Raw genomic sequence first — 20,463 nt, forward strand, 5'->3', positions numbered from 1 at the left:
CCAGCATGGAGTTTGAATCAGAAATTCCTCCAATTGGGAATCCCGATTCCGCTAAAAAACAACACGCTCTAGCCGTCCACCGCCGGCGTATGGATGGTCCGCCGGCTCAACGGAATGGTAATGGTACAGTGAAGGCCAGCAGCATTGTACATGATCATGGTCTGCCCCTTGAACTCGAACGCCAGCGTCCGCTCCAGCAGTTCGGTGCCAAAACCCTTGCGCGGCGGCGGCGTGACGGGCGGTCCGCCCCGCTCGCGCCAGTCGAAAACCAGTCGCGGCGGATCGACCGCGTCGTCGATCCGCCAAGTGACCTCGATGCGCCCGGAAGGCCGGCTCAGCGCGCCGTATTTGAGCGCGTTGGTCGCAAGTTCGTGGAGGGCGAGCGCGAAAGTCTCCGCCGGCTTTGCCTGGAAACGTACTTGCGGGCCGGAGACGCGTAATTGCTCGCCCTCATGGGCATTGTAGCCGAGCAGCTCCTCGATGACGAGGTATTCAAGATCGACGCCGGCTTCGGGGTCGCGCGTCACCAGCGCCTGGGTGCGCGCGAATGCGTTCAGGCGGCCGTCGAGATGCGCAGCATATTCCTCGACGCTCGAGCTGGTTTCAGCCGAGCGGCGCGCAATCGAGCGGACGACGCCGAGCGTGTTGCGGACACGGTGCTGAAGCTCGGCGAGCAGCAGCCGCTGCCGTTCCTCCGCGCGCGTGATCGCGGTGACGTCGATGAAGGTGATGACGACGCCGGCAATGAAATTGTCGATGCTCCGGTACGGCAGGACGCGGACGATGTAGCGCGTGCCGCTGTCGGGCGCGCTTAGTTCGCGCTCGGCGCTGGCGAGCGTGCGCAGTACGCGGCGGACCTCGTCGTAGAGCTCCTCGATCGGAATCCGCGCCTTGATATGTGCGATCGGCCGGCCGACGTCGGTGTCGACCAGGTGCAGCACCTGGGTGATCGCCGGCGTGAAATTCATCACCTTGAGGTCATTGTCCAGGAACACGGTCGCGATCTGCGTGCTCTCGAGGAAGTTCTTCAGGTCGCTGGTGGCACGCGTCAGGTCCTGCACGCGGTGCGCCAGCTCGCCATTGACGGTCGTCAACTCCTCGTTGACCGACTGCAGCTCCTCGCGCGAGGTCTCCAGCTCTTCGTTCGCCGACTGCAATTCCTCGTTCAGCGATTGATATTCCTCGTTGGAGGATTTCAGTTCCTCGTTGGTGCTTTCGAGCTCTTCGATGGTGGCCTGCAGACGCTCGCGCGTCGCCCGCAATTCGCTCTCAAGCCGCTCGACGTGCTCGGTCCTGACCAGCGTGTTGGGATTATGCTCCTTGCTATCGACGACGCGGAGCGGACCGTCCTTGAACAGCACGACGAAATTGCGGTGGCCGGCAGCGCGTTCCTGAATCGGCTCGACGGTGATATCGACCAGTATGCGATGGCCGTTCACGCCGAGTTGCACCTGCTCGGCATGCGCCGTCTCCTTGGTTTCGGCGGCCCGGCCGAGCGCGGTCCGCAATTCCAGCCGGAGATCGCGGTGCACGAGACTGAGCAGGTCGAGCGTCGCCGCACCCGCGGTCGGCTCGATATAGCGGCCGGTGCGGCCGGAGAAATGCAGGATCTGAAAATTCTCGTCGGTGATGACATAGGCGGGCGCGTAGCGTTCGGCGATGCGCTGGGCACGGCGCTCCAGCCCGACATCGGGACCGACGGATCGCACCGGAGGGACTTCGACGGTCGCGCGCCCGGCCGCCGTCGTGATCGGAAATTCGGGCGGCAGGCGGGTGCCGGTCTCGAGCTTCTTGAAGATGCGTGCCCGACGATCCACCGGCGCGAACAGTTTTGGATGCCGCGTTACGTTCTCGGAGTTGCCGAGGAACAGGAAGCGGTCCGGCAGCAACGCGAAGTGGAACAGGGGAATGACCCGGTTCTGCAGCTCGGCGTTCAGATAGATCAGGAGATTGCGGCAGGACACCAGATCGAGCTTCGAGAACGGCGCGTCCTTTATGACGTTATGCTGCGAGAAGATGCACATCTCGCGCAGCTCCTTCACCACGCAATAGGTGTCGCCCTCGCGGACGAACCAGCGCGCCAACCGCTCCGGCGACATGTCGCCCTCGATAGTGGTCCGATAGCGACCGACCCGGGCCGCGGCAAGCGCGCGCCCATCGATATCGGTGGCAAAGATCTGCACCTGCGGCGGCGAGTCGAGCTTGGCCATGTACTCGCGAAGCAGGATGCCTATCGAATAGGCCTCTTCCCCGGTGGCACAACCCAGCACCCAGACGCGGACCTGCTGGCCCGCAGCCTTGTTCTCGAAAATTTTCGGGATCACCTGGGTTTCCAGCACCTCGAATTCGCGCTTGTCGCGGAAGAATTCGGTGACCCCGATCAGGAGGTCATTGAACAGGTGCTGCGCCTCATCCTTGTCCTGTCTCAAGTAATCGACATAGGCGGCGATCTCGTCGATCTGCACCACCTGCATGCGCCGCTGCACCCGGCGGAGGAAGGTGTTCTGCTTATAGCCGTGAAAATCATTACCGGTCTTATTGCGCAGGATGTCGGCGATACGCGACAGCGAACTGGCGGCGGCGGCGAGGATTTCGTCAAATCCCTGCCTCTCCTCCAGCCGCCGCAGATGGCGGGCGTAGACCTGGATGTGCTCGGGAATGTCGTCAGGCGGCAGCACGAAATCGGCGATTGCGGCCGCATTGTTACTGTCGACGTGTGGGTCGGCATGATCGCTGGCGACACGTTCGGCGATGGCAAGCCCGCCGTGGTCCTTCAGGGTCGCCACACCCAGCGTCCCGTCGCCGCCGGTTCCGGCGAGGACGACGCCGATCGCCTCCTCGGCCCGTTCTTCCGCGAGCGATACCAGGAAGCTGTCGACCGTAGCGCGTTCGCCCGGCGCCTGCTCGGCCGCACGGATCGCCAGTCGATCACCATGGATGCTGACGATCCTGTTGGCGGGGCAGAGATAGATCGTGCTGCCTTCGATCGCGGCGCCGTCCTCGATTTCGGAAAGCTTGGTGCCTTCCGAACGCTGCAGCATCTCTCGCAGCCGCCGTTCGTCGAACGCCTCACGGTGCTGCAACACCAACACGACGGTCTGGTCGGAATTCAGCGTCAGTTTCGAGAAGAAACGCTCGATACTATCCATCGCGCTGGCGGACGCGCCGACGCCGATGATCAACGGCGCCTTGGCCCGACGCCGGCCATCCGCTGGTTCCGATCCGGGTTCACTCATGGGGCGGCGGCTCTCGTTGTTCTGTCAGGGGCCTGATTTAGCGTGCCAAACCACGCACATAGCAGAATTTGACACTATCCCAACAGAGATTACGGCGAAATAACGCGCGAGAGTGCGATCTGGTCGCCCGGCGCCATGAGGTCCCTACGCATAGCCTCCGAAGAACGCGCATACCGGCGCTGGCGGCTCCGGAACCCGGAAACGTCCTGAAGAACTCACCCCCTGATCAACGGCGGCTGACCGCGAGCTGTCGCCGGAGGCAGAGCGCGCTGCAGCAGTGCGACGTACGCTCGGGCTTGGCGCCTGATCACGAAGCCTGCACGCCTCACGTCCCCTTGATCGACAGCGGATAGATCTCATTCTCAAGATACGCGATGCGCTGCTCGATCAGCGTGCGATGGTGCTCCCATTGCAGCAGGGTCTGCTCGAGCAGAACGACCAGGCGTTCGGCCTGCGTCGTATCGTGACCGGCAGCCTGCAGATCGAGCAGCAGATCCTGCTGGTTCTGGAGCCGTTTTAAGCCTTCCTCGATATCGCCGTCGGCCTTGAGCAGAACACGCCGCTCCGCCCTGAGCTCTTCGGCACGCTCGGCAAGCGATATGACCATTGGCACCGCCTAAGCTTTGGAAGGCCGCGGGTCCAGCGACTTTAGCACGACGCGCCGGATCATGTCGGCATATTCGCGATATTCCGCCGCCCGCGCCTCGTACATTTGGGCTACCGCGGCCCGGCCGCTCTGGCGGCCATCAAGCGCCATGCGGTGAACCAGTTCGGCGCGCTCCTCGATGATCCGCAGCGCCACCCGCAAGGCTTCGTCAACCCGGCCTTCCTGCTCCTTGGCCAGCACATCGGCGGTAAAGGCATGGCCGACCTGGCAGCGGAAACGCAAGGGATGACCATTGTTGAGCTCGGAAAGTACGCCGCCGCAGCTCGGGCAAGTCAGCGACGCCGGATCGGCAATCGGCAACAGCCTGTCGCTGCCGATGCGCTCACCTGCGGCGATCTCGACTTCCAGCCGGATCTCCGGCGGGATCGGCAGCGCGGCACCCGGCGCCTCTCGAACCAGGTCGGACAGCACGTCGCCGATCCGCCTCCCGGGGACGCAGAGGTCGACAGTGGTCGCCTCGAGCGCGCGCAGCGGCATCTCGTCGGCGGTGGCGTCTTTGGGGTCCTGCACCAGGGCGAAGCCGCCGCAGCGCTTGATCGCGTTCAGCCCGGCCCCCCCATCGGACAGAAATCCACTAAGAACGACGCCGATCACTCGCGGTCCGTAGTGCAGCGCGGCGGAGCGAAACAACGGATCGATCGCCGGACGCACCATGTTCTCGCGCGGGCCGCGGCCCAACATCATATGATCCCTGAACACCAGCAGATGATGGTCCGGCGGTGCGAGATAGATATTGCCATGCTCGATGAGCATGCCGTTTTCCGCTTGGCGAACGGGCAGCTTGGCGGCCGCGCTTGCCACGGTCGAGAGGACTCCAATCCCCTGGGCCGGGATGTGCAGCACAATGAACAGCGCGGCGGGCAGGTTGGCCGGCAGCCTGCTCAAAATGTCCTTCAGCGGCGCCGTCGCGCCGGCAGAGCCCCCGATGACGATAATGTCGCGGTTGACCATGGAACCCGTCGTACTCTGGAGTGTTTACGACAAGGCGCGGCTTCGCCTTATGTTCCTAACCTCAATAGGATTCGGACGGCGAAGGAGGCTCGAGGCATGATGGCAGCACCTGTCCTTCTTCGCGAAAGCGGCGTCCTGACCGGACGCAGCATCCTCGTCGTCGAAGACGAATATTTCCTCGCCGACGATATCGCGCGCGCGTGCCGGGCGCTCGGCGCCGAGATCGAAGGGCCGTTCGGCGATGTCGAGGATGCGCTGGCCATCCTGAATGGACTTCGGACGGTTGACGGCGCAGTGCTCGACGTCAATCTCAGAAATGCGTCGATATTCCCGGTCGCACATGCGTTGCGGTCCCGAGGCATCCCGTTCGTCTTCACGACCGGCTATGACAGAAGCGCGATCGACCCGGAATTTGAAAACATCCAGCTATGGGAGAAGCCGCTCGATCTTGCCGCGATGACCCGCGGGCTGAGCGAGCTGATGCTGCAGCACTGAAAGCGTCGTCTGGATTGTCGACCGGCGGAGGCAATCCATTTTTCCGCTTGCGGCGCTATGGATTGATTCGCTCCGCTCGCAATGACGGCGTCGTCCCCGGGCTTGACCCAGGACCCATAACCACAGGACTTTGTGATGTGCTCCGCTGCAACTGCTTGCTCGCGCCAGAGCACCTCCCTGTGGTTATGGGTCCCCGCTTCGTGAGGACGCCATCCTGCGGGGGTCGCGAGGCGTGAAAGAATTCATCGCACCGACAGAACCTGAATCAACTGGCCCGCTCTTGACGGAGATGCGGGCCAGCTCGCCTTGTTGCTTCTCCTCAATGCCGATCGGAATCGCCGGCCTTGAGCGCCACTGCGAGGTTGCGCACCGGCCGGGTCACGACGGGATCGAGGTCAAAGCGCTTCTCGAGCAGCTTGAGGATCGAGGTGGTGTCGTAATCCTCGTGGGCGACGCCCGACTTCTCGAAGCGCTTGGAGATCAAGAGCGCGGGGATACGGGTGCCAGGTCCCCACTGGTCCGCAGCCTTCGCGTCATCGCCGCGACGATTGTGGGGCGGCGGCGGGACGTGATCCCACTGACCACCGAACTCGTCATAGGTGATGATGATGAGGGTGTCCTTGCCGTCCGGCCCCTCGGTGATCGCCTTGACCAGGTCAACCAGATGCTGGCTGCCTTCGGCCTCGCTGGCATAGCCAGGATGCTCATTCTCTTCACCGATCGGCTTGATGAAGCTGACGTCCTTCAGCCTGCCGTTCTTTGCCGCCTGGATGAACTCTGCCTCATCCTTCAGATGATCCTTGCGGGCCTTCGTGCCGGGTGCGTAGTTGGCGAAATAGTTGAACGCCTGGTGGTGGAACTGGAAGTCCACGTCGGCGCAATTGGGGAAGACCGCCGTGGGCAGATGGTTCGGGTCGGTGCAGGTGGTGCCGTTTCCGTTGGTCCAGCCCGAAGCTCCGACGTCACCATTGGCGTTCGACCAGCCGCCCGAATACCAGGCCCAGTCGACGTGCTTGGCTGACAGCTTGTCGCCGATGCTGGGCGTGTTGAGCGGTGGCAGGCGCCGGGCATCCGCCGTGCCGGGCGAATAGGGCTGATAGAATGGCTGGGTGGTGTTGACGGCATAGTCGCCGCAGGCGAGCCCGGCCGGCAAACCAGCCTGGCTGCACTTGGCCGTCAGTTGCGCATCCTTCACCGTGGAAAGCGGGGCGTAAAGCGGCGTGCTGGTCGGCATGCCGTTGGCGTCGACGATGGAGTGCAGGTCGGTGGCGCTGCCGTCGTTGGATGCGCCGACGAATTGCGGAGCGGCGGCCGCGACCAGGAACTGGTGGTTAAGGAACGAACCGCCGAAGGCGCCCTGGAAGAAGCTGTCGGCGATGACGTAATTCGGCGCGCCGCGATCGTGCAGATAGCGGTAGATCGGCAGCTTCTTGGTGTCGTAATAGCCCATCACGAGACCCGCAGCATCGCTGCCGGTCATGTAGCGGTTCTGCCGGCCACCATTGATCTGATACTGCTCGCTGTAGAAGCGATGCACGATGTCCTCCGTGCAGCCGCCGGGCAGACCGGTGCCGTTGAGGAAGCCGTGAGACGCGAAAGCGCCGATCGGTTTCGGGCAGGTGGTTGCCGACGTCGGAATGAAGTCGTTGATTTCGAACGGCTTGTTCTTGAAGGCGCTGAGGATGGCGACCGAGCTTCCATTGTCGGTGCAGCTCGTCGGCAACGGCGAGGGAGAGGTCAGGTTGACGTCATTCTGCAACAGGCAGGTGTAGACCGTCTTGCCGTCCTGGCGGGCCTGCAGTGTGTGCGGCTGATCGGCGTCGGAAACGGCGTTGATGTTGTCACGACCGACGTCGCCCCAGTGGCCGTAGAGGTTATCGAAGCTGTGATTCTCCTGATAGATGATCACGACGTGCTTGTATGCCTTCAGCAGACTGTCATGGTCATGGTGACCGTGATCATGACCATGGTCATGATGTTTGAAGTCGTCGCCTTTGTCGTGCTTGAACTGGTCGACGATCTTGTCGACGAGATTCTCTGCCTTGGCCACCGGCGCGACAGCGATCGCACCAACAGCCAATGTGAGCGCGGGAATGGCTCCCCAAAGCCGCATGGTTTTCTCCCCTGAGAGCAAAGATGGAATGAAACAAGGTGAGGCTATCTGCCGCACATTTCGATCCGATGACTGTTTTCCGACAATGCAAGGAGTCGCGCGCACGCTGAGACGTCAGCTCCATGCTTAGACGGATATCGAGGTGTGCTCTGCCATCTGATCGTCATCAAACCGACGACAAGTTCTGTCTATCCAGTCCAGCTGCGGTCTCGCCAGCAGGGACACTGTCATCCGTGCGACATCTGCTGTTCACAGACCACCCAACCAATTGCTGCAGGGGCTTTGTCGTGATGACCAGGGACATTCTTGCGTGCCGCTCGCGCCGAGACGGCGCGGCTGCCGCGCATCGCACCACTTCGTGCGCTTTGATCGTGCTGATTGCGCTTGTTGCAGCGCTCATTCCCTTGCGGACAGAGGCGTTTCCTTTGGGCGGCGATCAGACGGTCTTGCCGACCGGGACGGAATTTTCCGAGGAAGTGCTGGCGAAACCGCGCGAACTGTTCCACTCGGAAGCCATGGGCGGGCGCAAGTCCTACCTGGTCAATCTTGGCGATCTCGCATTCAACTCGCCTTCCATCCTGGGCGGCAAGGCGCGGCAGGCGGAAATGAGCTGCGGCACCTGTCACGTCAACGGGACATCGAATCCGAAGCTGTTCGTTCCCGGCGCCTCCTCGCGCCCCGGCACCTTCGACACCACCAGCCTGATGTTCAATCCGAAAGCATTCAACAGCATTCTCGATCCGGTCCGGATCCCCAGCCTGCGCGGCGCGCGCTTCCTGGCGCCCTACGGGCACGACGGCCGCATCACCTCGCTGCGCGACTTTATATATAACGTCATCGTCAACGAGTTTCAGGGGCCGCGACCGAGCGATTCCGTCCTGGACGGCCTTGTCGCCTACATCAACGACATCGATTTTCTCCCCAATCCCAGGCTTTCGCCCGGCGGCATGCTTAGCGCACAAGCAAGCGCCGCCGAGCGCCACGGCGAGCAACTGTTTTTCAAGCCGTTTCCGCACCAGCCCCAACTGAACTGCGCCACCTGCCATGTTCCAACGGGTGTCTTCACCGACCAGGCCCGCCATGACGTGGGCTCAGGCGGTCTGGTGAAAACACCGACCTTGCTCAACGCCAACTTCAACGCGCCCTACTTCCACGATGGCCGCTACGACACCTATGAAGAAGTGGTCGGACATTTCGACCGCATCTTCGAGCTCGGTCTCTCTTCTCAGGACACGCAGGATCTCGTCGCATATCTGACTGCGGTCGGCGACGGCGACCGCCCGTTCGACAAGGACGGCGTGGCGATCCGGATGAAGGAAGTGCGTGAGCTCGCGAGCGTCCTGGAGCTCGCCATCCCCGCCGCGGATACAGCCGTGGTGTCGCTGGCCGTCACGGGCGTAGGCGCTGAATTGCGTGAATTGACCGAGCATATTCCGGATATCAGGTATGCTTCGATCGGGGGCCAGGAGGAGCGGCTTGCGGCGCGCACCGCCGTCAAGGGCCTGGTGCTCAGCCTGCGCCGGATTGATCTTGCGGTCGCTGCCGGCCATCTCGACGAGGCCATGGCCGAATACGAGAGGTTCTCGACGCTCGCCACCTTCGACGTCCCCGTCGCCTTGAAGAAAGCCGAACCGTGGTCGCTGTTCAACGCCAACGTCCACCAGTCGCACTATGCGGCGCTTGGACGGATGCTGCAAACGACAGCCAAGCAAGCGCAGTGACCGGTCACTCCGAGGCGGGCGGAGCGACCCATACATCGCTCTGCCTGATACGATCGATCAACGCCCGCGGATCGAATTTGCGCGCGCCAGAGGGAATTTCGAACGCTTGCGCCGGCTGCAGCTCGTCGCGGATGTTCTCGATGGCGATCATCGTTCCGTCCCCGGTCTTGATCTGCACCGGAAACTTGCGCTCACGGTCGATCCACCCGACAAAGCCGCCGCCGGGAGCCGCAACGATCCGATAGACGTCCGCCTTACGATCTCCGACTGTTCCCTCTCCGTCGCGCTCGCAATGCCAATTATCGGGCTCCACAGGCGCCGCCAGCGATGCCATCGCCCACCATTGCCGGCAGGGTTCATCGGGATCGACCGGGACAAACATTTGCGTCAGCGGACTTGACTGCCTTGCGTCCATGAACACCTTCGCGCGCGGGCGCACGAAAGCGGCCGCAGGCTTCGCCCCATCGACCAGAAAGAAGCCATCGGCGAAATCGGCTGTCTCGATCCTCACCTTGCTTTCGGACACGCGCAGGCTTCCCACGCGCACGATCGTCTCACCTTGTCTCGCGACAAGGTCCGCGGAAAACTGCTGCGCCGCGGCCGAGGTGCCGGCAAGCGCCGAACCGACCAAGGCAAGCAGGCATGCTCGCAGCCTCTTGCTCCCCAGCATCCGATCTCGATCCATCGGCAAAACCTCGGCGGCACAAAAATGCGGTGGCGCCGACCGAACCGTTGGCTCGATCGGCACCATCTTCAGACCAGTCGTTCTTGGAACGCTGCTCAGCTACTCGGTATAGGACAGTGCAACCGGCTTGCTGAAATCGAACGCATCGAACATGTCAGCGAGCGCGGGGCTGTTGGTCGGCACATACTCGTTGTTCCTCGAATATGTCGGATTCGGCAGGTTGTCGCGGCTGCGGTTCGTCAGCGGCTGCAGGCTCCAGTTACGTTCGATGAATTTCAGCAACGAAACGTGGTCACCGTAGTTGTGGTAGATCTTGCCGCCGGTCGAATAGGGCGACAGGATGAGGATCGGCATACGCGGTCCATCACCGAAGAAATCGATCGACTGGATGTAGCCCGAGTCCCAGTAGCCGCCGGCTTCGTCCCAGGTGATGAACACCGCGGTCTCCGCCTTGAGCTCCGGATTGTTGTCCAGCGCGTTCAAGACATTCAGCACATAGGCCTCGAACAGATCGACCTTCGAGCTTTGCGGGTGGCCGTCTAGCAGACCGTCCGGCTTGCCGAACGACACCGAAGGCAACTTGTTGTCCTGGATCGCCGTGATCAGATCGGCAGTGTCCTTGATGTGAGCCTGACGCACGGTCGGGTTGGCCATGATGGAGGTCGCATACTGGAACGGATTACAGATCTGGCAGTAAGCCACACCGAGCGCGTGGGCCGGATCGGCGAGCGCGGCCGCGTTCAGATCCGGATTGCTCGGGTTGGCGGCAACCGCTGCGTTCGAAAGCGCCACGGCGTCATTATACGCACCACCGTAGAAGGCCCAGGAGATCTTCTTCTCCATCAGGGCATCGCCGATGGTCCGCACCGACGACGGCGGCATGCTGCTTCCGCCCGCCAGCGCACCGTTCGGCAGATAGCCCGGATTGGTGTTGTTGAGCATGTAGTAGTGGTTGGGCTTGCAGTTCGGCTCGGCCGCATACGGCAGATTGTTCAGATAGGTCGCGATCGGCTTGACGCCGGGATGCGCCACATCAGAGCAATCGCTGAAGTTGCCGTCCACCGTATAGCGGTTCACCGTTCCGGACATCGGATTCGGGTTTGCAATCAGGTTAGCAGGCGGCGTGGTCGGGTTGCCCTTGCCGTCGCTCCAGAAGCCTGCGTCGCCGGTCCCGAGCATAAAGTGGTTAGCGCCGGTGCCGCCGTGGAACGACTGATGGAAGTTGTCACCGAGCGTGAAGCGATCAGCCAGCATCTTTAGGATCGAGGCCTGCCCTTGCTGGGCATTATAGAAGCCCATCGAGTTGGCCATGCTCTTGTTGGACGCCGAGTAGGTCGCCATCACGAACGGAAACAGATCATTGAGGCAACCGGAGTTGTTGGCTTTGGTCACGCTGGCCGCGCTGCAATCCTCCTGCTGCCAGTCCTGATAGAACCGATGCGTGGTGTCACCGGTGTAGTCGTCGTCGCTGATCTGCTCACCCTGCAGCGCGAACGGTCCGGTCAAGTGACCAGCGCCGGGAACGCGGGTATCAAGAGCGCCAGTCGGCAGGCCGCTGAAGCCGGTCGTGAGGATATCCAGATCGCTCGAATCCATGTCCTTCTCGACGCTGGCTTCGGCGATCGTTTTGAACGGAGCACCGGTGTCGCTCTGCGCGGTGGGCGTTCCGGCCGTGTTCGGCTGCGGCATCGTGTTGGTCGCGCTGTAGGGCGACTTCGCAATCGTCGGTGCGCCAACATAGAAAGAGGACTGCGCGGCGACCGAGTATTGCTGAGCTTGCGCAAAGTTCGGACCGGGCGAGCCGTCCTCGTTGACGATGCCCTTCGACAGCAGGTTGGAGATGGTCTGTCCCCTGCCCTTCGGCTTGTACACTCCGAACGTGTGGTCGAGCCCGCGGTTTTCGCCGATCAGGATGATGACGTGCTTGATCGGCGATGCGGTCTTCACTTTGTCAGCCGGATCATTGTCCTTGTCACCGTGGTCACCATGGTGGCCGTTGTTGTCGTGACCGTTGTCACCGTGGTGACCGTTCCCGTCGTGATCGTTGCCCTGATTGTCATGGGCGAAATGATTGTGATGCGAGCGCTTGTCCCAATCACTTCGGCCGCCGGGATAATGTGCTGCATAAGCGGCTGTTGCGACAGCGACTGTTGAGATGACGCAAAGTGCCGTGGTGGTTCGCCAGTTCTTCTTATGATTGAAAGTCATTATCGACTCCAAAGGTTGTGGTTGGCGACACATCGTCTAATGCGGCAACATGACGCACGCTTATCGTTGCTGTGAAAGCGCGCGAGAAATTTTGACTCGCTCAAAAATTTTCTGCGTAGCGTCCAATGCCGCGATGCATGCATCGCGACCGATGCATTCGCATCGCGCGACAAGGGCTCAGGAGTTTTGGAAGTGATGCGCGATGCTATCGCGCGAGAATTTCTGCGGAGACAAATTCGCGCAACGCAGCAGCGACCTAGTGAGATAGATGTTTCGACTGCATCACCTGGCGCAGCGTCGCGTAGTGCTGATCATGCACATCCTGATTGAACAGCGACCATGGCTCCGCGCCTGCCAGCAGCGCAGGAACAGCCGCGGCCATGAGATAGCGATAGTTCCTGAACTCAGTCGCGGCGTCGGCATTGCGCCCTTCGCTTACGGCGATGTCGATTCGCCGCAGCATGAGGACGAGTTCCTTGAGACTGTTGCGCGCCGAAACCCGCTGCTGCTCGCCGCCCGACACGCTGGTGTTCTTTCGATGGGGATATCGCTCAGTGAGCTCACGCAGCTCCTGGCCGATGGTGTCCACGGCAAGCGCGACGATCGCCTTGTCGCCCGAGGGAATCGCGGTCGCAAGCACCATGTTGAAGTCATTGATTTCCTTCAGCGTCGCGCCGGCGCCATCGCGTTCATAGGGCTGCACGCCATCGCCGACCGCCGTGAGATAGGCCACGAGGTCGCGCTTGTCCTGGGACGACAAGCCGAGATCGAATGCGCGGTCGAAATGATCGACGACCTGATCAAAGCTGTCGAAGCGGCCGTCGTGAAAATAGGGTGCGTTGAAATCCGCGTTGCGCAGGGTCGGCGTCTTGAACAGACCGCCGGAGCCAACGTCATGTTGTTGGTGGTCGACAAAGGCAACTGACGGGACATGACAACCGGCGCAGCTCAAGCCGGGATCATGCGGAAATGGTTTGGAAAACAAGGCTTCGCCGCGACGTTCGGACTCGCTGACATTGCCAACCAGCCGGCCACCGGGACCGAGGCTCGGATTGGGCAGGAAGTCGATGTCCTGAACATAGGCGACGATGGCGTCGATGATCGCCGGCGACGGCTCGGGCCCGGCGAACTCATTCACGATGACGTTGTGGATGAAGTCGCGCAGCGAAGCCGATCGCCCGTCGCTGCCGTACGGCGCGAGATAGCGCGCACCGCGCAGGCTCGGGATCCTCACCGGATCGAGCACGAGATTGTTCGCCTTCGGATTGAAAAAGGGGCCGGTGACGTCGAAGTTTCCGGGCCGCGTCGACATCTTCGGCATGAAGAACTTGGCGTTTCCGACGCCGTTGACATGACAGGTGCCGCAGCTCACGCCGGCTTGCCGTGCCACCTCGCCCAGGATCGACGGCGAATTGAACGCGAGGTCGCCGAGATTCACCATATACGACTTCGCGCCGGCGCGTTCCGATTGGAACACCTCGCGCGGCTTGTCGAGCGCATCCTCGTTCAGCTCGGTTTTTGTCGGCAGGACAGTCTGATTGCCGTCGACGGGAAAAGCCAGCGCGCGTCCAAGCGACGCGACGACAAGCAGACCGGACGCAAGCGCCGTCAGCCGCAACCAAGGCGAGTTCATCGCACCTGGGCCTCCAGCGTCGGCCGTTGCAGTCCAAGCTTTGCCGAAGCAGTCTGCAGCGCCACCACCAGTTCCTCGCTGGCGCGGCGCAACCGCGGGATATCGACATGCGGCAGGTCGGGCGCCGCAACAATCGCTTCAAGCAGCTCGATCCGATTCGTCACCATTTCATCGAGCTTGCCGTCCGCCGTGTTGAGGGCGGCGGAGAAAATCGTGTGGTAGGCGAAGTCGATGCCGGCGATGTTGTTGCGCATGTCGTCGAGCGAGGTGCCGCTGATGCGGGATTCGCCACCATCGGCCTTGCTTTCCCCGACTTCGTAAGCGAGGCGCGCCGTACCATCCAGCAATCCCTGCGGCGTGAGCCGCATGTCCTTGAGCTTGACGTGCAGATTATTCAGATCTTCGACCAAAGCGGCAGCATCCTTGTCGACGTCGGTCTGGCCGGCGCCGAACAATTTCGCTTCGATGGCATGGAACCCGCTGTCGGCGCTCGGCCACGCGTCAATCTTCGCGTCAAGCTCGGGTACAAAGCCGGTCGTGAAGACTTCGGAGCGCTCCCAGCCGGCACGAGCCGAGATCCAGGCTTTCTTCGCGCCCCCGAGATCCCCTGCTGCAGCCCTTTCACGCAGCGCTTGTGCACCCGCCAGCGCGCTATCAATCCCTTCGATCATGTAAGGCCGATAGCGTTCGGCGCCTTCATCAAGAACTCCGGCGTCTGCGGAACGCACACCGATCAACGTCACCAGCAAGGCAAGGCATGTCGCCACTCGCATCTTATTCACCGTCATTCACGCATCAGCTATCGCTCGCAGCGACGGGAAATATTGTCAGCTTCCTATGCGGTTTTGTGACAGACTGATTGCACGTTGCGGTTTTCTGCTGTGAAGAGTTTTTTCGACGATCACATTCCCGAAAGGCCGCTCCGTACTTGTGCGGTTGCTTGAAAATTGAGCTGCTGATCGTGAACGAAATTCTGGTAAGCACTCACACATTTCGTCATTCATCGTAGCGCTCATGCCAATCGCCAATGAATCTGTGCAGTTCCTCGGATTCTATATCGCCCTTAGCGTGGTGTGCTGCGCATTGGCGCTGATCGACTTTCGTCACGGTATCATTCCGGATGGGTTGAATTTTACGATTGCGATGCTTGGCGTTGCGCAAGCGATGGTCTTTGGGAACCAGACAGAAGGCTTAGAGACGCTCGGTGAAGCCGCCGCGGTTGCTGTCATCTTCTTGTTGCTGCGACGCCTCTATTTCCTGCTACGACAAACCGAGGGGCTCGGGCTTGGCGATGTCAAGTTTCTCGCAGCCGCCGCGACCTGGATCGGCGTCACCGGCATTCCAACGTTGCTGTTGATTGCCACCTTGACCGCGCTCGCGACAGCGGGCGGTCTGCAACTCGCCGGACGCCAGATGAAGCGCCAGACATCGATGCCATTCGGCCCGTTTCTGGCCCTCGGCTTGCTGCTCACGCCGGCTTTCCAGCGATGGTTCTGAATTAGCTAACGTCGTGTCACCAATGGCGTTCTGATCGTGCTCACCGGGACGAGATGAACCTCGCCACCACCCTCGCCGCCCGGCGGCGGCAGTGTGAGCACAGCGCCCTGCTCGTCCTTTTCCATGGTGACTTCCCGCCCGCGAATCGCACTCAGCTTCCAGCCCTGAAAATCTTCGCCGACTTTCAGCCGCAATGCAGCATTGGTCGATTGATCCAGGAAGATGCCGAAGCCTTCGTCATCTCCGGCAATGGTGCCAACAAGCGACAGTTGCGGGGGTTCGACTTCCTTCTTCCGCGGCGGCGGCGGCTTGGTGACGACAGGCTCGGCGACAGCGACGGGCGGCGGCCGCCGTGAGGGCGAGAACACCGGACGCTCGCGCGTGTGGGATAGTTGCGTCAGCGGAATGCCCCACAACGGATTGGCGCTGAGTTGCCGGACCGGCGCCGCCGGCGGTGGAACCGCGCGCACTGTCGTGACAGGCTCGGAAGGCGGCGGAGATGTCAGGACGGGTCCGCCGAGCCGTGTGTCATCCAATAGCCCAGCATCGAGTGCATCGCCGGATGCGTCAGGCGTAGCCGCCGCCATGGATTGAACCGACAACGCGAAGCTCATGACGATGACTGCCAAACGCATTACTTGGCCCCCCGCCACTGTCCGGAGACGCCCAGCAGAACGCGCAGCTTGCCCAGGCGTTCGCCCGTGTTCGTGTTCGCCCCATCGAGGATGGTCTGCACGACGAGCTGGTCGATGAACAGAAACGGCATGCCGGCCTCAAGATCGTAAAGCACCTGTTGCAACTGTTGTTGCTCGATTTCAAAACTCGCGACCATGCTGATGAAGCCGGCCTTCGCAGGTGTATTGGGAACATCGAGCTGGGTCGACAATACATTGCCGCCGAATTTGGTCACCGAACCCGCCACGCGCTGCAACAGCGTCGCGCCGGCAACTGTGACCGTGGCGCCTTCGAGATAGGCCGAGCCAGCTGGCATCGTCTCACCGGGCGCCCCGCCTGCTCTGGGCGTGCGGCCCTCCAACTGCGCCAGCATCGCCGACAACGAGGCGAGTTCGTTGCGCTGACCGATAAGATCGGAAAGCGACGATATGGCCACGAACAGCAGCAGGATCAGCAGCCCGATATAGGTCGCGGCCGCCACGAACGGCGAGGTGCTGATTGCCTTCAATGACCGGGCTGATGCGTTCATGAGCCGGATCCAAAATACGCTGATATATTGGCCTCGACGTGAAAGCGCTCGCCCGACTCGTTCGCCGCGCGGGTGGTCGGTGCGAAGAATGTGGCGCGGGTGAATTGCGGCGACTGTTCCATCAGGCGGATGAGCGCGGGGGCGTCCTGGGTCATGCCGACGACCTGCACCTTGTCGCCTTCGATGCGCAGCTCGGTCACATAGGTCGTGTCGGGCAGCACGCGCGAAAGCGCTTCCAGCACCATCACGCTCGATGGCGTCGTCTGCTTGCGCTTTGCCAAGAGACCGATGCCGGACGCCACGCCATTGGCGTCAACCCGCAATGCCGCGCGGCGTTGCGAAATCTGCCGCTGGATATCGTCCTGTTCAGATTGCAGCGAACCGCCGAGATAGATGCTGAGGAACAATGAGGCAGCGGCGGCGACGCCCGTGGAGATCAGGGCGACGCGCAACAAGCGCCGCACGTTCGGTCCCGCCATGCTGCGCAGCCGCTTGTCGAGCAGCTTCACCCGGACCGGCGTGCCGCTGCCGCCGGCGGCCGGCGCATGGATGGCAACGGAAGCAGCGCCCAACCTGTCCACCAACTGCACCAACGGATCGACTTTCGACGCCGAGGTCGCACTGAAGACAACTTCGATCCGATCGACAGCAACCGGGACCGGCGAACTCCAGCCGATCACCGCCTCGCCTGCCGCCCACGGCGTCAGGCGGTCGACCTGAGAGCGAATCATGCCATCGAGAAAATCAGCCGCCCGCGTTGGGAAGTCGAGCAGACGGGTCATGACATGATCAGATGGCAATTGCACCTCGACACGGCTGCCCTTGAAGACCGCACTCCACTGCGCCGGCAACGTCGGCTCCGGGGCGCCGTGCCGGATCCGGAAGGAGAGAATCGTCGGAGCCAGATTGTCTTTCGATGCAGTCATGCTGGCGGTGAATGTGCCGTCAGCATTCTCGTCAAGCTGGATGCGGCGCTGACGCACCAGCCTGTCCGTCATGCCGTCAACCGCACCGGCGACCGCCGCGATCCATTGCTCGAACCACTCCCTGCCCTGCGCGATCATCGCCATCATGTGCTCCCGCGACGAGAAACGACGTTTCGCGGCGCAATGTCATCCTGCCAGGACAACACGCGATAGGGGTCGACCTTGTCGCCCATGGCGATCACGACCTCCGAAGTGCTGCGGCGGCCATTGCGGAAACGGATCGTGGTCTTGACGCGATAACAAGGACTCGTCGCGGTCGACGCATCGTTCTTCCCCGAATCGGACGGCGACGCCGGCCGGGGCCGGTTCAGCGAGGCCGAACTATCTGCGAACGAATTGGGCTTGTTCGCAGGTTTGTCAGGCATCGCCTGGGTGACCTCCGGCGCCGCGATCGCCGGATCGACATCGGGAGATCCGTTAAACACAGTCACGAAAGGCAGTGCACGCTCCACCAGCGCGGCCGGGAGGCCGACGACCAGCGCCAATTCATTGACATGGACAAACGGAGCCTGCCGCGGCGAGTAGCCGGCAGAATTGTAACGCGCCTCCTCCTCGTTCGCGCTACCGGGAACGGGACGGGTTCGCCAGCCGACGACCCGATCCGCATATTCAAGGGCCGCGTCCTTGCGGGCGCCCAGCGTGGCAAACAGGCCGGCCAACATTTCCTTGGGAGCGAAGTTCAGATCAATGCGGGCGGCCTCGGAAATGAAAGCGACCTGGACGCTCGCATCATCCATGCGGAATTGGAAGGCTCCGTGGGGAGGCTTGGTACGTTCGTCCGCCAGCGCCAGTTGGTAGGCCGTCAGTTCGAGACTCGCGGATACCAAGGCTTCGGTCTGCAGCGCCGTCTCGTTGACGGCGATCGCCCGCGTGGATGCCGATAAATAGGCGGCAAAGACCATCGCGAGCGATGACAGCGCCGCCAGGATCCAAAGCACGGCAACGATGACGAAGCCGCGTTCGCCTGAGGGTTTACGTGCGCCGATCACTGTCATCGCGTCCCCCCGGTTCAGTAGCGCCTTGCGCGTTGTTATCGTTGCATTTGCCGTCCGGCTTCGTGCAGTCACTCGGCAATTGCACATGGACTGGCGCGATCGTCGAGACCGACAGCACGCGCTGGCTCGCAGCATCACGCACCGTCAGCTTGATCATTGCCGGCAGCCGGTCCTCGTTTCGCCACGTGCTTTTCCAGACATGGTCGGGACCCGCATAGGCGAATGACAGTCGAAAGGGCGCTTGCAGCAGCACCACCGGATCGCCGAGATGCGTTTGTTCCGACAGCGACAGCCCAACGGGCAACGGCGTGAAGCGCGTCCGCGAGCGGACCGTGACGAATTCGCCGCGATCTTTGGTTTCACCGAGACGCACCACGTCGAGCCCTGGCCCCGCGTTCGGCCCCACCGCTGTCCGCACGAACGTGACAGACAATTCCGATCCGTCGAACAGCGGACGACGCGAGTCGCGGTTGGCGGGAATAAATTCGGTTGCGGCCAGGTCCGCGGCAATCCGCTCGAGCGCGATCCCAGCCAGTTCGCTGCGCTGGATCCGGCCAAATCCCTTGTTCCAGTTCGGCAGCCATTGCGCGGTGATGCTCGCGAGCGCCGACAGCAATAGCCCCATCAACGCCAGCGCGACGATGGTCTCGATCAGCGTAAATCCGCGCTCATGGGCGCGCCGTGTTGCCGATGCCGGGCTCATTCTGATGGCCTCGGCATCAAGCGTACGGTTCGAACATCGGATAGCGCGCCAGTGGGCGACCTGACGCGTATCCTCACCAGTTCGGCCGTCCATGGCACATTGGCGCCCGGCACATTCCAATCGTCACCAAGCGGACTGACGTCGATGGTCCAGCGATAGCCCTCGGCCTGGCCCGTCGAGGTGCCCTGCTGCAATTCCGCGCGCGGCGGAACACCCACCGTCATCAAGGTGCGCGCCGCCTGCATCAGCGCCACGTGCTGCTCCAATGCCCGCACGCCACGCATGTTGCCGGCCATGACGGTGCCGATCGCGATAATGGAGACCGCCACCACCGCCAGCGCGACCAGCACCTCGATGATCGTGAAGCCCGCGTCGGGGCGATCAATTGGTGACGGTTTCACGGGAAACAACCTCGACCCTTCCGGTGAGCCAGTTGACGCGGATCTCATAGCCGGCGTCGAACCGTGTCAGCGCGATGGATCCGCCACATGAACTGCCGTTGGCGAAGAAGCGAATGGTCGACAGCGCCGCCTGCCGTTGGCAGGTTTGCGGCAACAGCGCATCGAAACGTACGTCCTCTGGAATGCGGACCGTCGATCGCGACGAACCGGAATGGATCACGCGGCTCGGCGCATCGACCAGCGTCGCGATGCTGGTGTTGCGGTTGATGGCGGCATTACGGTCCGCTTTCAGGAGCGTCGCGGTCTGCAACGCATAGGCCTGCAGCCGCGACCGCGATGTCTGACGCGGAATGAACGGCAGCAGCACGGCAGCGAGCAATGCGATGATGGCGAGCACACACACCATCTCCAGCAGGGTGAAACCGCGCTGCGTGACGTCATTCATCTCGGGAGGCCGTCGTCTTTTCGAGAGAAATGTCGGCGGAATTGCCGCTGCCACCCTCCTGGCCATCGGCGCCATAGGAGACGATGTCATAGGGACCGTGCTCGCCGGGCGACCGATAGACGTAAGGGTGATTCCAGGGATCCTTCGGGACATTGCCGCCCTTCAGATACGGCCCGTTCCAGGCGGCGAGCCCCGGCGTCCGCTGCACCAGCGCGGCGAGACCTTCGGCAGATGAAGGAAACCGGCCGGCATCGAGATAGAACAGGTCGAGTGCACTCGAGAAGCTCTGCAGCTGGATGCGCGCGGCCTTGACCTTGGACTCGCTGAGATAATTGAGCACACGCGGGCCTATCAAGCCCATGATCAGGCCGATGATGGCAATCACAACCAGCATTTCGACCAGCGTGAAGCCCTCTTGACCGCGATAAGCGTGCTCTTTGCTCTCGTGGGTGCCCGGATGCTTAAAGCGGGCGGCCAGCAATTCAGCGATACTCCGGAGCGACATCATGATGTGACCCTTGCT

The 20,463-nt window shown here is 62.1% G+C and carries 19 protein-coding genes; 3 read left to right on the plus strand and 16 right to left on the minus strand.

Annotated features, from left to right (window positions below; translation table 11 throughout):
- Positions 1-68 precede the first annotated feature (68 nt).
- The 3 genes from ACZXDY_RS36835 to ACZXDY_RS36845 all read right to left on the minus strand — a co-directional run bounded on the left by ACZXDY_RS36835 (position 69) and on the right by ACZXDY_RS36845 (position 4,854).
- Complete coding sequence (locus tag ACZXDY_RS36835) at positions 69-3,236, minus strand: CheR family methyltransferase (RefSeq protein ID WP_464348922.1); 3,168 nt, start codon at positions 3,234-3,236, stop codon at positions 69-71.
- A 325-nt stretch (positions 3,237-3,561) separates the two neighbouring features.
- Positions 3,562-3,843, minus strand: a complete 282-nt coding sequence (locus tag ACZXDY_RS36840) for a hypothetical protein (protein ID WP_028162724.1) — start codon at positions 3,841-3,843, stop codon at positions 3,562-3,564.
- Between the two features lie 9 nt (positions 3,844-3,852).
- The gene (locus tag ACZXDY_RS36845; RefSeq protein WP_028162725.1) at positions 3,853-4,854 is read right to left on the minus strand and encodes a chemotaxis protein CheB; all 1,002 of its coding nucleotides are present in this window, start codon (positions 4,852-4,854) and stop codon (positions 3,853-3,855) included.
- A 96-nt stretch (positions 4,855-4,950) separates the two neighbouring features.
- Here ACZXDY_RS36845 and ACZXDY_RS36850 point away from each other — a divergent pair, with 96 nt between their 5' ends.
- Entirely contained in the window at positions 4,951-5,349 is a 399-nt protein-coding gene (locus ACZXDY_RS36850; RefSeq protein ID WP_464348923.1) for a response regulator, read from the plus strand.
- Between the two features lie 319 nt (positions 5,350-5,668).
- Here the strand turns inward: ACZXDY_RS36850 and ACZXDY_RS36855 are convergent, their stop codons facing one another.
- The gene (locus ACZXDY_RS36855; protein WP_464348924.1) at positions 5,669-7,462 is read right to left on the minus strand and encodes an alkaline phosphatase family protein; all 1,794 of its coding nucleotides are present in this window, start codon (positions 7,460-7,462) and stop codon (positions 5,669-5,671) included.
- A gap of 290 nt (positions 7,463-7,752) precedes the next feature.
- Between ACZXDY_RS36855 and ACZXDY_RS36860 the strand changes: the two genes are divergently transcribed.
- Positions 7,753-9,183, plus strand: a complete 1,431-nt coding sequence (locus ACZXDY_RS36860; protein ID WP_464348925.1) for a cytochrome c peroxidase — start codon at positions 7,753-7,755, stop codon at positions 9,181-9,183.
- A 4-nt stretch (positions 9,184-9,187) separates the two neighbouring features.
- Here the strand turns inward: ACZXDY_RS36860 and ACZXDY_RS36865 are convergent, their stop codons facing one another.
- The 4 genes from ACZXDY_RS36865 to ACZXDY_RS36880 form a co-directional block, all read right to left on the minus strand.
- Positions 9,188-9,853 carry a hypothetical protein gene (locus tag ACZXDY_RS36865; RefSeq protein ID WP_464348926.1) on the minus strand — a complete coding sequence of 222 codons (666 nt, stop codon included), beginning with the start codon at positions 9,851-9,853 and terminating at the stop codon, positions 9,188-9,190.
- 114 nt (positions 9,854-9,967) lie between these two features.
- On the minus strand, positions 9,968-12,076 hold the full coding sequence (locus tag ACZXDY_RS36870) for a phospholipase C (RefSeq protein WP_464348927.1): 2,109 nt from the start codon (positions 12,074-12,076) through the stop codon (positions 9,968-9,970).
- Positions 12,077-12,332: 256 nt separating this feature from the next.
- On the minus strand, positions 12,333-13,709 hold the full coding sequence (locus tag ACZXDY_RS36875) for a cytochrome c peroxidase (RefSeq protein WP_464348928.1): 1,377 nt from the start codon (positions 13,707-13,709) through the stop codon (positions 12,333-12,335).
- Positions 13,706-14,452, minus strand: a complete 747-nt coding sequence (locus ACZXDY_RS36880) for an EfeM/EfeO family lipoprotein (RefSeq protein ID WP_464348943.1) — start codon at positions 14,450-14,452, stop codon at positions 13,706-13,708. The genes ACZXDY_RS36875 and ACZXDY_RS36880 overlap by 4 nt, the downstream gene beginning before the upstream one ends.
- A 340-nt stretch (positions 14,453-14,792) precedes the next feature.
- Here ACZXDY_RS36880 and ACZXDY_RS36885 point away from each other — a divergent pair, with 340 nt between their 5' ends.
- Positions 14,793-15,206: a prepilin peptidase gene (locus ACZXDY_RS36885; RefSeq protein WP_464348929.1), complete on the plus strand. Its 414-nt coding sequence runs from the start codon at positions 14,793-14,795 to the stop codon at positions 15,204-15,206.
- 5 nt (positions 15,207-15,211) lie between these two features.
- Here ACZXDY_RS36885 and ACZXDY_RS36890 read toward each other — a convergent pair whose 3' ends face one another.
- The 8 genes from ACZXDY_RS36890 to gspG form a co-directional block, all read right to left on the minus strand.
- The gene (locus ACZXDY_RS36890) at positions 15,212-15,841 is read right to left on the minus strand and encodes a hypothetical protein (RefSeq protein WP_464348930.1); all 630 of its coding nucleotides are present in this window, start codon (positions 15,839-15,841) and stop codon (positions 15,212-15,214) included.
- Complete coding sequence (gspM, locus tag ACZXDY_RS36895) at positions 15,841-16,389, minus strand: type II secretion system protein GspM (RefSeq protein ID WP_464348931.1); 549 nt, start codon at positions 16,387-16,389, stop codon at positions 15,841-15,843. The genes ACZXDY_RS36890 and gspM overlap by 1 nt, the downstream gene beginning before the upstream one ends.
- Before the next feature lie 17 nt (positions 16,390-16,406).
- A complete protein-coding gene (locus ACZXDY_RS36900; protein ID WP_464348932.1) occupies positions 16,407-17,480 on the minus strand; it encodes a PilN domain-containing protein in 1,074 nt (357 codons plus the stop codon).
- Positions 17,480-18,298, minus strand: coding sequence for a type II secretion system minor pseudopilin (locus ACZXDY_RS36905; protein WP_464348933.1), 819 nt, complete (start codon positions 18,296-18,298; stop codon positions 17,480-17,482). The genes ACZXDY_RS36900 and ACZXDY_RS36905 overlap by 1 nt, the downstream gene beginning before the upstream one ends.
- Before the next feature lie 70 nt (positions 18,299-18,368).
- Entirely contained in the window at positions 18,369-19,094 is a 726-nt protein-coding gene (locus ACZXDY_RS36910; protein WP_464348934.1) for a PulJ/GspJ family protein, read from the minus strand.
- Positions 19,091-19,495: a prepilin-type N-terminal cleavage/methylation domain-containing protein gene (locus tag ACZXDY_RS36915; RefSeq protein WP_464348935.1), complete on the minus strand. Its 405-nt coding sequence runs from the start codon at positions 19,493-19,495 to the stop codon at positions 19,091-19,093. Before ACZXDY_RS36915 ends, ACZXDY_RS36910 begins: the two co-directional genes overlap by 4 nt.
- Complete coding sequence (locus tag ACZXDY_RS36920) at positions 19,476-19,940, minus strand: prepilin-type N-terminal cleavage/methylation domain-containing protein (protein WP_464348936.1); 465 nt, start codon at positions 19,938-19,940, stop codon at positions 19,476-19,478. The genes ACZXDY_RS36915 and ACZXDY_RS36920 overlap by 20 nt, the downstream gene beginning before the upstream one ends.
- Positions 19,933-20,448, minus strand: a complete 516-nt coding sequence (gspG, locus tag ACZXDY_RS36925; protein WP_464348937.1) for a type II secretion system major pseudopilin GspG — start codon at positions 20,446-20,448, stop codon at positions 19,933-19,935. The genes ACZXDY_RS36920 and gspG overlap by 8 nt, the downstream gene beginning before the upstream one ends.
- Positions 20,449-20,463 lie beyond the last annotated feature (15 nt).

The sequence above is a fragment of the Bradyrhizobium sp. LeoB3 genome (assembly GCF_055456055.1).